Source organism: Pseudomonas saliphila (genome assembly GCF_008638345.1).
GTDB lineage: Bacteria > Pseudomonadota > Gammaproteobacteria > Pseudomonadales > Pseudomonadaceae > Halopseudomonas > Halopseudomonas saliphila.
Window position 1 is genome coordinate 203,386 of record NZ_VTVA01000002.1, and the last position, 11,868, is coordinate 215,253.

10 protein-coding genes are annotated in these 11,868 nt (G+C 59.5%); 5 read left to right on the plus strand and 5 right to left on the minus strand.

What is annotated here, in order from left to right:
• Positions 1-97 precede the first annotated feature (97 nt).
• Positions 98-838, minus strand: a complete 741-nt coding sequence (gene pgeF / locus FHK95_RS02960; protein ID WP_150303111.1) for a peptidoglycan editing factor PgeF — start codon at positions 836-838, stop codon at positions 98-100.
• Positions 839-1,798 carry a 23S rRNA pseudouridine(1911/1915/1917) synthase RluD gene (gene rluD, locus FHK95_RS02965; RefSeq protein ID WP_150303112.1) on the minus strand — a complete coding sequence of 320 codons (960 nt, stop codon included), beginning with the start codon at positions 1,796-1,798 and terminating at the stop codon, positions 839-841.
• 197 nt (positions 1,799-1,995) lie between these two features.
• Between rluD and FHK95_RS02970 the strand changes: the two genes are divergently transcribed.
• From FHK95_RS02970 to FHK95_RS02985, 4 genes are all read left to right on the plus strand, one after another.
• Positions 1,996-2,988: an outer membrane protein assembly factor BamD gene (locus FHK95_RS02970; protein ID WP_150303113.1), complete on the plus strand. Its 993-nt coding sequence runs from the start codon at positions 1,996-1,998 to the stop codon at positions 2,986-2,988.
• Between the two features lie 232 nt (positions 2,989-3,220).
• Positions 3,221-3,457: a PP0621 family protein gene (locus FHK95_RS02975; RefSeq protein WP_150303114.1), complete on the plus strand. Its 237-nt coding sequence runs from the start codon at positions 3,221-3,223 to the stop codon at positions 3,455-3,457.
• A 62-nt stretch (positions 3,458-3,519) separates the two neighbouring features.
• Complete coding sequence (locus tag FHK95_RS02980; RefSeq protein WP_150303115.1) at positions 3,520-5,094, plus strand: sensor histidine kinase; 1,575 nt, start codon at positions 3,520-3,522, stop codon at positions 5,092-5,094.
• Positions 5,095-5,146: 52 nt separating this feature from the next.
• Positions 5,147-6,493: a sigma-54-dependent transcriptional regulator gene (locus FHK95_RS02985; RefSeq protein WP_150303116.1), complete on the plus strand. Its 1,347-nt coding sequence runs from the start codon at positions 5,147-5,149 to the stop codon at positions 6,491-6,493.
• A gap of 54 nt (positions 6,494-6,547) precedes the next feature.
• On the opposite strand, the gene thiO is transcribed toward FHK95_RS02985, so the two are convergent.
• Positions 6,548-7,651: a glycine oxidase ThiO gene (gene thiO, locus FHK95_RS02990; RefSeq protein ID WP_150303117.1), complete on the minus strand. Its 1,104-nt coding sequence runs from the start codon at positions 7,649-7,651 to the stop codon at positions 6,548-6,550.
• 202 nt (positions 7,652-7,853) lie between these two features.
• Between thiO and mqo the strand changes: the two genes are divergently transcribed.
• Complete coding sequence (mqo, locus tag FHK95_RS02995) at positions 7,854-9,356, plus strand: malate dehydrogenase (quinone) (protein ID WP_150303118.1); 1,503 nt, start codon at positions 7,854-7,856, stop codon at positions 9,354-9,356.
• Here mqo and FHK95_RS03000 read toward each other — a convergent pair.
• Positions 9,332-10,405, minus strand: a complete 1,074-nt coding sequence (locus FHK95_RS03000; RefSeq protein WP_150303119.1) for a M48 family metallopeptidase — start codon at positions 10,403-10,405, stop codon at positions 9,332-9,334. The genes mqo and FHK95_RS03000 overlap by 25 nt on opposite strands.
• Positions 10,383-11,753 (minus strand): YjgN family protein, encoded by a 1,371-nt coding sequence (locus FHK95_RS03005; protein WP_178114692.1) that lies wholly within the window; start codon positions 11,751-11,753, stop codon positions 10,383-10,385. Before FHK95_RS03005 ends, FHK95_RS03000 begins: the two co-directional genes overlap by 23 nt.
• Between the last annotated feature and the right edge of the window lie 115 nt (positions 11,754-11,868).

An 11,868-nucleotide genomic window follows, 5' to 3' on the forward strand; every position in this document is an offset into this window, starting at 1 on the left:
GTCCTGTCTATTGAACTGACGTCTGCCAGTTACCAATGATATGGAGTATAGATAAGGACGATTGTCGGCTTTTCAAGATGGCAGGTGTTGACCCGGGTCAAAAATTTGTCGCATCGTCCAACCAGATGAGCGATGCAAACCGACCCGTTTGCCCGTCCCGACGATACGAATAGAAGCGCAGCGGGTCAGTCACTGTACACAGACCTCCTCCATAGACTTCCGTCACGCCAGCTGCCTGCAGACGTAACCGGGCCAGCTGATAGATATCTGCCATAAACCGCCCAGCATTGCGGGAAGCAACGAAAGCGGCGGCCGCGGCAGGGTTCTGCGTAACGAACACATCGCGCACCTCCGCGCCCACTTCAAACGAAGCGGGCCCGATGGCAGGACCAAGCCAGACCAGAAGGTGATCCGGCGGCGTTTGCAAGGCCTCGATTGTTGCTTCCAGCACTCCGCCGGCCAGCCCGCGCCAACCGGCATGGGCGGCGGCTACACGCGAGCCGGCACGGTCACAGAACAGCACTGGCAGACAATCCGCGGTCATGATGGTGCAGGCAATGCCCGGTTCATCGGTCCAGCTGGCATCTGCATTCAGAATACTGCCGGGCTGTGCTTTAACCGCCAGCCGACTGTGCGTCTGCTCCAGCCAGACCGGCTCGCAGCCCAGCTCGTGGGCCAGTCGCGCGCGATTGGCTGCGACGTGCTCGGGTGCATCAGCTACGTGATCGCCCAGATTGAAACTGTCCCAAGGCGGTTGGCTGATGCCGCCCTGCCGCGTCGTGATACAGGTACGCACCCTCTGCGGTGCGGGCCATTCAGCCTGCAGCCAGGGATGCATTCAGTCTTCCATCTCGCCGTCTTCACGCAGCAGCGCCAGCAAGTCGACCATGTCCTGTGGCAAGGGTGCTTCCCAGCGCATGGTCCGACCGTCATCCGGGTGCACCAGCTCAAGGCGCCGCGCATGCAACGCCTGACGCGGGAATTCACGCAGCATATTGATCAATTCAGGCGTCGCGCCCGGTGGGATGCGCAAGCGTCCGCCGTAGGTCTGATCGCCAATCAACGGAAACCGCACATAACTCATATGCACGCGGATCTGATGGGTCCTACCCGTTTCAAGCTTGACCTTCACGTGCGTGTGCGCACGGAAGCGACTGATCACCCGGTAGTGGCTGACGGCCTGCTTGCCACCGGCCATCACCGCCATCTTCTGACGGTTGGTGCCGTGACGGGCGATCGGCTCGTCGACCTTGCCGCCGGATGTCATCACACCCACTACCACGCATTCGTACTCGCGGGTGACGCTGCGCGCCTGAAGCTGCAGAACCAGATCCGTCTGGGCTTCGATGGTCTTGGCCACGACCATCAAGCCAGTCGTATCCTTGTCAAGCCGATGCACGATGCCCGCACGCGGTACCTTGGACAGCTCGGGCGCATGGTGCAGCAAGGCGTTGAGTAACGTGCCATCCTGGTGACCCGCCGCCGGATGAACAACCAGCCCGGCAGGCTTGTTGATCACCAGAATGGAATCGTCTTCGTAGACGATTTCAAGGTCGATGGCTTCGGCCTTCCAATCCCCCTGATCCTCAAGCTCGGCCTCAAGCTCCAGCTTCTCCCCGCCATACAGCGTATCGCGGGGGCGCAGGGTACGGCCATCGACAGTCAGGCTGCCATCCTTGATCCAGCTTTGCAGACGGGACCGGGAATAATCTGAAAACAACTGTGCGGCCACCTGGTCAAGGCGTTGCCCGCCATTTTCAATAGCAACCTGGGCGGACAAGCGGATACGATCGGACATTAAGGACTCACTGGAACGCGCTGGAACACCGAAAGGTAGAGATGCAATCCCTTTTGGTTTTCGGCTCTGCGCTGTGGTTAAATACGGCTTCTTTTCCTAGCACGCACCGGCTGTCCGGGGTGCTGGCAAACAATGCCCAACTATAACAGGACGCCCGTTCAGGCAACAGCTTGCGCTTGTCCATCCGGATATCAAATATGTCAATGAAACACCTCGTGCTGGTCGGCTTGCTCTCATTAATAGCCGCCTGTTCGTCGAATAAAACGCTTGACGAGGCTCTCAGCGAGTCAGAACTGTATGCCATGGTCCAACAGGATCTGGACGCAAATAACTATCAACCGGCAATCGAGAAACTCCAGGCGCTGGAGTCACGCTATCCCTTTGGCCGGTACGCCCAGCAAGCGCAGCTTGAGCTGATCTATGCGCATTTCCAGAACCTGGAGCCGGACGCCGCTAAAACCGCCGCTGATCGATTCATCCGTCTGCATCCGCAGCACCCCGATGTCGACTATGCCTATTACATGCGCGGCATGGCGTCTTTCAACCGCGACCGGGGCATGTTTGAGCGCTTTCTGCCGCTGGACATGACCCGTCGGGACCCTGGCGCGGCGCGCGACTCGTTCAACGAGTTTGCCCAGCTGGTCAGCCGCTATCCGAACAGCCGCTATGCAGAAGACTCCCGTCGACGCATGGTTTATCTGCGTAACCTGCTGGCCGCCTATGACGTGCATGTGGGCCACTACTACCTCAAGCGTGAGGCCTTTGTTGCAGCGGCCAACCGTGGCCGTTATGTCGTAGAGAATTTCCAGCAGACGCCTGCGGTCGCAGATGGCCTGGCCATCATGGTCGAAGCCTATCAGCGTCTGGCACTGACCGAGCTGGCAGACAAGGCGCTGCTCACTCTGCAGAGCAACTATCCGGAGCATCCGAGCCTGAAGGACGGCGAGTTCGTGCATCACGTTCAACCTGCGGAGCCTGATTCCGGCTGGATCGAATCAGCCACTGTCGGTGTACTTGACACTCTGCTGACGCCGCCGTCACAGAGCGGTACCACCCAGGCCGAGCGCCAGATGCAGCAGCAATACCAGGAAGCCGTTGCCTCCCTACCCCGTGACATCCGCGTCCCGGTGACCGAGCAGCGAGAAAAACGCTCATTCTGGAGCCGCATCACCTTCGGTCTGTTTGACTGATAGCTGACTAACACGGCGCGTCTCCAGCAGACGCGCCGTTTCCGTTTCTCTTCTCTGTTTTGTCCTCCCCTTCTCGCTCCCCTCACTCGTCATTTGCGGCCACAGCCTGCTGCGAAGTTGCCGGCGGCAGACCGAACCTGTTCGATAGTCAGCTGCAGCACCTCAGTTGCCTATGGTCCAAAGGCTGCTTGCGATACACTGGCGACTTGTTATCTCACTGACAGGACCGGGAATGGGGCTGATCAAATTAGTAATTCTGCTGGTGCTCGCGTACGTTGCGCTGACGTTCTGGCGGCGCCTGAAAGCACAGCAGGCAAACAAGGCGCGTTCTGCCGCCTCCCCTGACACCCCCACCCTGATGGTGCGCTGCTCGCGCTGCAAGGTGTATCTGCCCGAGACGCAGGCATTGCACCAGGGCGACCGCTGGTATTGCTGCAAGAACCATCTTGAAGCCGACCATAATGGTTAAGCGTAATTCCCGTTTCGCCGAGAGTGTCGCCATTTCAATCTGAAGGAACGGACACCGACACTATGATGCCCGAGTCGCAACGCCCCTGGATCCTGCGGATCTACAACATCTATCGCGTGATTCTGGGCTTCTGTTTGGCGATTCTGACGAATGCCGCGCTGCGCGACGGTCTGCTTGATCTCGACAATCCCAGCCTCTACGAAACTGCCAGCTGGATCTACCTGTTCGTCAACGTACTGATTGCCCTGATACTTCATGAAGGGCGTCGCGAGGGCTACCTGTTCGGGCTGGCGGTGCTCGACATTTTCATGCTCGGCGTCCTGTTTTACGCAGCCGGAGGGGTAGGCAGCGGTTTCGGCAATCTGCTGATCATTCCGGTCGCAACTGGCAATATTCTACTGCACGGCCGCATCGGCCTGCTGCTCGCCTCCCTCGCCAGTCTGGTGGTGATCTACCTCACCTTTTTCCTCAGTCTGTCGCATCCAGGGGCCAGTCAGAGTTACCTGCAGGTCGGTGTGCTGGGGTGCATCTTTTTTGCGGTGGCGCTGTTTGTCCAACGACTCAGCCGCCAACTGCGGCAATCCGAATCGCTGGCCCAGCAACAGGCGGTCAGTCTCGCTTCGCTGGAAAAACTCAATCAACTGATCATTCAGCGTATGCGCACCGGCATCATTGTCGTCGGCCCGCAACAGAAGGTGCTGCAGGCCAACGAAGCCTCCGCGCAGATGCTGGGCAAACCCATCATCCGCGATATGGAACTGGAGCAGCTGGCACCCGACCTAGCCCAGCGCCTACAGCAATGGCGCAATTACCCCTCGATCCGCACCCTGCCGTTTCGCAATCATCGCGGCGGAGTGGAAATCATGGCCAATTTCAAACCCCTCGCCCAGGAGAACGACGAGAACGTTCTGGTTTTTCTGGATGACAACACCCAGGTCGCCCAGCAGGCTCAGCAGCTCAAACTGGCGTCGCTAGGGCGCCTGACCGCCAGCATTGCCCACGAAATCCGCAATCCGCTGGGCGCGATCAGCCATGCCGCGCAGCTGTTGCGCGAATCAACTCAAATCAATGAACAGGACCAGCGCCTGAGCGACATCATCCAGCAGCATTCCAAGCGCATGAACAAGGTCATCGAAACGGTGCTGGAGTTGTCCCGGCGTCGCCCCAGCGAGCCGCAACTCGTGGACTTGCGGCTTTGGACCGAACAATTTATTGAAGATTTTCAGCACGTTACCCTGCCTGCCGATACAGTGGAATGCGAAACGGCGGATGACGAGCTGCTCACTCGTATCGATCCCAACCAGCTTAACCAGGTGCTGAACAATCTTTGCCAGAATGCCCTGCGCTACAGCGGCATGGCCGGTAGCCCACGCACCATCTGGCTTAACCTGTATCAGAACCGGGACACCGAGCTTCCTGTTCTCGAGGTCATTGACCACGGACCCGGCATTGACGACGAACATGTGCAACACGTATTCGAGCCCTTCTACACGACCGAGGCCTCGGGCACCGGGCTGGGGCTGTATATTTCCCGCGAGCTCTGCGAGAGCAATCAGGCCCGGCTCGAATACGAGCGACTCGAGCCAAGAGGAAGCTGCATGCGCATTACCTTCGCCCATCCCAAACGCCTGATATGATGACCGGACGCCAGATGACTTTGATCTTCAATGCAGGGAGTGCATGGTCCGCATGAGTAATCCGTTGGTACTGATCATTGACGATGAGCCCGATATTCTCGAGCTGCTGGATATGACGCTCAAGCGCATGGACGTGCGAACCCGAAGCGCGACCACGCTGACTCAGGCCCTTGATCTGCTCGCCGAGCACAGCTTTGACCTTTGCCTGACTGACATGCGCCTGCCTGACGGCGATGGCATGTCTGTAGTGCGTTATATCCAGCAGCATGCGCCTGATACACCGGTGGCCATGATTACCGCCTATGGCAGCCTGGACACAGCGATCACTGCGCTGAAGGCTGGCGCCTTCGATTTTCTGACCAAGCCGGTCGACCTCAAGCGCCTACGGGACCTGGTCACCAGCGCCCTGCGCTTGCGTGACCCTGCCAGCACCACCTCAAGCAATGCCCCCGCCGATCCGATTCTCGGCTCATCGGCTCCCATTCAGAAACTGCGCAAGCAGATCGCCAAACTGGCACGCAGTCAGGCCCCGCTGTATATCAGCGGCGAGTCAGGCAGCGGCAAGGAGCTGGTCGCACGGCGCATCCACGCCCTGGGGCCACGCGCGGCACAAGCCTTCATACCGGTAAACTGCGGCGCCATCCCCTCCGAGCTGATGGAGAGTGAATTCTTCGGCCATCGCAAGGGCAGCTTTAGTGGCGCCGTGGCCGACAAACCCGGCCTGTTCCAGGCGGCGAAAGGCGGCACGCTGTTTCTCGACGAAGTAGCCGACCTGCCGATCGCCATGCAGGTGAAGCTGTTACGGGCGATACAGGAAAAAGCCGTGCGCCCGGTGGGCACCCAGCAGGAAGAGCCGGTAGACGTGCGTCTGCTCTGCGCCACGCACAAGGACCTGGCAGCAGAAGTCGCCGAAGGCCGTTTCCGACAGGATCTGTTCTATCGGATCAACGTCATCGAACTCAGCGTGCCGCCGCTACGTGAACGGCGTGATGACATTCCCCTGCTGGCCGAACACGTGCTCGTGGGGCTGGCGAAACGCTCGGACATGCCCATCCCAGAGCTGACTGCCGCCTGCAAGGAAATGCTCTGCAACTACCGCTTCCCAGGAAACGTACGGGAGCTGGAGAACATTCTCGAGCGCGCCTTCACCCTGTGTGACGATGACGTGATTGACGTGGGTGACATCCATCTGTCTGGCATCCCCAATACACAATCGGATCAGCAGCCGGCGCTGAACCGCATCGATTCGCTGGAAGACTTCCTCGATGACATCGAGCGCCAGGCCATCATGCAGGCGCTCGAGGAAACGCGCTGGAACAAGACCGCCGCGGCAAAGCGCCTAGGACTGACCTTCCGTTCGCTGCGCTATCGGCTGAAAAAGCTCGGCCTCGAGGACTAGTGTCTGTTGCCATTTCATCGCGAGCCTCGATGAAATGGCAACAGACCCTAATGCTCAACCGGCGTAGCTGATCCGACCATCCAGACAGTACGCTGCGGGATCGATTGCCGGACGATTACCCGTCATCAGGTCTGCCAGTAATCGGCACGACGCAGGGGCCAGCACCAGTCCGTTGCGGTAGTGGCCCGCGTTTAGCCAAAGCCCCGGACGATTGGGCACTTCACCAATATAAGGCACGCCTTCCGGTGAGCCAGGACGCAGGCCCGCCCACTGGCCAACGGGGGGCGTCTCGGCCAGCTCAGGCAGCATGCGGATGGCTGACTCACTCAGCGACTCCAGCGCCTGATGGGTGGTCTGCTTGTCATAGCCGACGTGCTCGAGCGTACTGCCCACCAGAATATGGCCGTCACGTCGCGGCAGCGCATAGCGGCCCTGGAAGAGCACCATGGTCGACAGCCAGCCAGCTTCACGCTTGTAGAGCAGCATCTCGCCCTTGACGGGTGCCACCGGCAGATCCACGCCAATGGGTTTCAACCAGTCGCCGCTCCAGGCACCCGCCGCCAGTACCACGGCACCGGCGCTGACCTCGCCACCCGCATAGCGGACACCCGTGACCCGCCCGCTATCCTCAAGCAGGCCAGTCACTTCAGTATTTTCCAGCAAGGTGAAGGCAGGCTGTTGCGTCAGCCAGACCTTCAACGCAGCCATCAGCCGCGGATTGCGCACATTCGCCAAGCCTTCATGCCATAGGGCGCCTTGAAAGCCTGATGCCAGGTGCGGCACGCGGTCATAGACGAACGCAGCGTCCATGTTCTGCAGCCCGGTGTGATGCCGAGCCGCCCAGGCCAGCGCCTGCTCCCGTTCTTCGTGATCCAGCCACATCAGGCCGCAGGGCGTCACCTCAGGGTCAATCCCGGTCTCAGCCGCCAGTTTCGCTCCCAGTCCGGGATAGTAATCCTGCGACCAATGCGCCAGCGCGCTGATGGCTTCGCTGTAACGCCAGGGATAGAGCGGTGAGACGATCCCACCACCGGCCCACGACGCTTCGCGGCCGGTGCTGCCACGCTCGATCAGCGTTACCGACATCCCGGCATCAAGTAGATTAAGCGCCGACAGACAGCCCATGACTCCACCACCGATGATAACCACGTCCTGCATTGCAAATCCCCCGTTGTGAAGCCGGCGACTAACCCCCGGCGCAAAGGAGCGCAGCATAAACCAGCCGCGGCGGGCAGACCATGATCAGGATCAAGCGACGCCGGCCCCTACCTTGGTCGCGTGTCAAGGCATCCTGTATGTCACCGACAGTGATAAACCGGTATCATTGGCGCGGATTTTCAAGGTAAGAGGCGACATGTTAATGACAGCAAAAAACGTAGATGTATTGCTGGTCGGTGGTGGTGTCATGAGCGCTACGCTAGGAATGTTGCTCAAACAGCTGGACCCGGATATGACCATTACCCTGGTCGAACGCCTGGACCACGTTGCTCACGAAAGCACGGATGGCTGGAATAACGCTGGAACCGGCCACGCCGGTTATTGTGAGCTGAATTACACCCCCGAAGGACCGGACGGCAACATCACCATAGACCGTGCACTGGGTATCAATGCGTCTTTCGAAGTGACCTTGCAGTTCTGGTCGCATCTGGTCGAACAGGGCATCCTCCCCGCGCCGCGCAAGTTCATCAATCCGACCGCACATCAGAGCTTCGTCTGGGGCGAAAAGGACGTAGCCTTCCTGCGCAAGCGTCAGCAGTTGCTTAGCGCCCACCACCTGTTCGCGGACATGCAGTTCAGCGAGTCCCCCGAGCAACTGGCGAGCTGGATGCCGCTGGTGATGGAACAGCGCAAGTCCGACGATAAGGTTGCCGGCACCCGCGTTGAATACGGCGCCGATGTGGATTTCGGCTCGTTGACCCGCAGCATGATCGCTCACCTGCGCGAACAGCCAGGGTTCGAGCTGCGCCTGAACCACTCGGTCAGTGCACTGCGCAAGAGTAAACGTGGGCACTGGCGCGTGGATGTCGAAGACGAAAAGACCAACGAAGAATTGAGCATCAATGCCAAGTTCGTTTTCCTCGGCGCGGGCGGCGGCTCACTGCCGTTGCTGCAAAAGTCGAACATTGACGAGAGCCAGGGCTATGGCGGCTTCCCGGTAAGTGGCCAATGGCTGGTCTGCACCAAACCCGATATCGTCCAGCGTCATCATTCCAAGGTCTATGGCAAGGCACCGGTCGGCGCACCGCCGATGTCCGTTCCACACCTGGATACCCGCATCATCAATGGCCAGCCTGCATTGCTGTTCGGTCCCTTCGCCGGCTTCACCACCAAGTTTCTGAAGAAGGGCTCAGTGTTCGACCTGTTCTCATCGGTCAAGACGTATAACGTCGCGCCTATGATGGCTGTGGGCCGGGACAACATGGATCTGACCCGTTACCTGATTGCCGAATCCTTCCAGTCTCACAAAGACCGGGTGGCCTCACTGCGCAATTTTTTCCCGCTAGCCCGCGAGGAAGACTGGCGCTTACAGGATGCGGGGATGCGCGTACAGATCATCAAGAAGGACGCCAAAGGCCACGGCAAACTGGAATTTGGTACCGAGATTGTCGCCGCCAAGGATGGCAGCCTGGCCGCACTGCTTGGCGCGTCACCGGGTGCTTCGACCGCGGTTCAGGCCATGATCGACGTGTTGCATCGCTGTTTCAGCGACCGTCTGGAAAGCCCGGAATGGCAAGCCCGTATAAAAGAATTGATTCCCTCATACGGGCAATCACTGGTTGAAGACGCCGAACTGCTCAAGCGCGTACGTAACCGGACCCTCAACGTATTGCAACTGCGTCAGCCCTCCGCTGCGGCGGTCTGATTCAGAAATCGCTGAATACGTTGTGGCGTAGGCGGATGGGTTGAAAGGAATCCTGACAACCCGTCTGGCTCGCCGCCTCCCTGCTCTGCATTGCCGTCGAGTCGTTGCATGATATTCGCGAAACAGACCGGCGACACCTGATTGGCCAGCATGAATTCCAGTGCAAAATCATCCGCTTCGCTTTCCATGTTTCGCGAATAGCCCAGGTTTGCCAGCACCGCCGGCACACTGGTGGTCAGGTCTGAGGCGGCGGACAGATCGCCCGTCATCGACATCACCAACCACAGCGCCAACGAGCTTTGCACGATGCCACGCAGGGTATCGCGGTGCACGATATGACCCGCCTCGTGGGCCATGATTGACACCAGCTCGCAGTCGTTCTCTGCCAGCTGTATCAGCTCGTCAGTGAACACCATGGTGCCGCCGGGCAGCGCCAGAGCGTTCGCGCCCAGATCCTCGCTGGCGCGCAGCAACACCTGCAATCTGTGCGCCGGATGGTCTTCCGCCAGCCGCGCCAGATAGGGCGCAAAGGCCTCATGCACCAGGCGCTGCTTCTCTGGTGGCAGCGCGCTGGGCGCCAGCCAGAGGCCATCCAGCGCCGCCAGTGATTCAGTACCCAGACGACTTTCCAGCGCAACCGGAACCCGCTCGGCGATCTGCCGGGATAACCAGGGCACGCCGTACACCAGACCGCCCACGACGCAGAGAATGACCACCACGGCGCTGATAGCGATCAACCGGTAACTGGCTTCCAGGCGCTGCAGCCATCCCCTGGAACCCTTGGTGCCCGCCGCATTTGCCAGCCTCGCCAGGGCGTCATGATCAGCGGATTCGAACACCGCGCCGCGCGGCAAATGCAGGTAACACCCCGCGCTCCCGACCCGCATGCCCAACCGCAAATCCTTGCTATCGAACAGATAGTCACCCTCAGCGAACCTCAGGTGTAGCTGACTGTTCTCCAGCCTGACGGTCGCCGGGCGGCCCTTGCTGCTACGCCCATCGAAATAGATGCCGGCGAGCTCCCGATCAGATGATGGAGATGCCGACATCAAACGCCTCCCCTATTTCCTGACCGATCGCACTGGAGCGCCGCGCTTCACCGGCGATGAAGCCATCCAGATCACCCTGTATTTCTACCGAGGTACAGCTGGCGCGGTAGGCTGCCATGCGCACCTTGGCCCAGGGCGTGAAGAAACCCAGCGTCAGCATGATCAGCAGACTGTTGCTGAGAAATATCCAGACCATTCGACGCTTGCCCAGCTGCGACTCGAATCCATGCATGCCGAGTAGGGTGGCATTCATCACCAGATTGGTCAGGCCGGCCATGAAATAGCCAAACAATGCCAGATAGCCGATAACACCCACCGGGAAAACCAGGGCCGGGTGGACCAGTTTGCCAAGTACCACGGCCAGGATCACGCAGCCTATCCCGACCGCAATGACGCGTAGGAAGAACACATAATAGTCAGCCGCTTGCAGCTTCAAGCGAAACGGCATGGTGCCGAACAGGCTATTGTTCACGACGTAGCTGTGGGATTTGAACAGGCTATAAGGGGCGGCGAGCAACAGGGTCAGCACCGCAACCAATGGCCATAGCAATATCGCCATGCAGGCACCGCCGTAGCTGCCCTTGAAGTCAAACCGGATATTCCGGTATGCACTGTTCACGGCATGGAACTGCAAGGAGCGCATCACCACCCATGGCAGCGCCGGGATAAATAGCAGCAGCAATACCAATGAGCCGATCGGCAGCAACTTGGACACAACGATCCAGACGATAACAGCCACCAAGGCAATCAGGCGTCCGCGGAAAATCACCCAGGGGTCAGCCAGATACTGAAAACTGCTGCCATCGATCTGCGTGTGGCCATAGAAATACTGCAGCGTGCGCACCTTGGCCCAGGGCGCGTAGAAGCCCAGCGTTACCACCATCAGCAACAGATTGACGATCCAGATACCGAAGAATTCGCCGCCTCGACCCGTAAAAACAACGGGCTCACTGCGCCGTGGTGTGGCCGGTTTGAGCTCGGAAATCGGCGGCTGGGGATTCACAGGTGCATCGCTGCCGGAACGCTCGCTGGCTGATGCTTCGAGCGATACCAGAGACAACCCGGAGTTGCCACTGGCTGGCGACTCAACACGCGGCTGGTTGCTATCGGGTCGCACCGCTTCGGGAACGATATCGACCACCAGCCCCGCTGCGTGCAGCCGACGTTGATAGGCCTGCGCCTGCTCGCTGTCTAGGCCGCGCTTGATGGTCGCGGACTTGCCGGCGAGCAACGTTTCGATCTGCTCGGGCCGAAAACCGCTCTTTTGCAGATTCCATCGCAGCTGATCCTCCGCCTGACCCTCTACCAGACGACCGTTGAAACACACTTTGAAAAGTTCGCTAGACATATAACCATCCATTGGCTTGATAAAATCCGTTTACATCCTGCTATACCGGTAAACCGAGGCCTGGCGGAAGCAGCGCCACTCCTTGGTAATCGCCGTGGCAGTCCCTATACTTTCC

Bases quoted from the DNA above. Each gene is read 5' to 3' on its own strand.
- rluD (WP_150303112.1), bottom strand. From the start codon at position 1,798: ATGTCCGATCGTATCCGCTTGTCCGCCCAGGTTGCTATTGAAAATGGC.
- FHK95_RS02980 (WP_150303115.1), top strand. From the start codon at position 3,520: ATGATGCCCGAGTCGCAACGCCCCTGGATCCTGCGGATCTACAACATC.
- pgeF (WP_150303111.1), bottom strand. From the start codon at position 838: ATGCATCCCTGGCTGCAGGCTGAATGGCCCGCACCGCAGAGGGTGCGT.
- FHK95_RS03005 (WP_178114692.1), bottom strand. From the start codon at position 11,753: ATGTCTAGCGAACTTTTCAAAGTGTGTTTCAACGGTCGTCTGGTAGAG.
- FHK95_RS02985 (WP_150303116.1), top strand. From the start codon at position 5,147: ATGAGTAATCCGTTGGTACTGATCATTGACGATGAGCCCGATATTCTC.
- thiO (WP_150303117.1), bottom strand. From the start codon at position 7,651: ATGCAGGACGTGGTTATCATCGGTGGTGGAGTCATGGGCTGTCTGTCG.
- FHK95_RS02975 (WP_150303114.1), top strand. From the start codon at position 3,221: ATGGGGCTGATCAAATTAGTAATTCTGCTGGTGCTCGCGTACGTTGCG.
- mqo (WP_150303118.1), top strand. From the start codon at position 7,854: ATGACAGCAAAAAACGTAGATGTATTGCTGGTCGGTGGTGGTGTCATG.
- FHK95_RS02970 (WP_150303113.1), top strand. From the start codon at position 1,996: ATGTCAATGAAACACCTCGTGCTGGTCGGCTTGCTCTCATTAATAGCC.
- FHK95_RS03000 (WP_150303119.1), bottom strand. From the start codon at position 10,405: ATGTCGGCATCTCCATCATCTGATCGGGAGCTCGCCGGCATCTATTTC.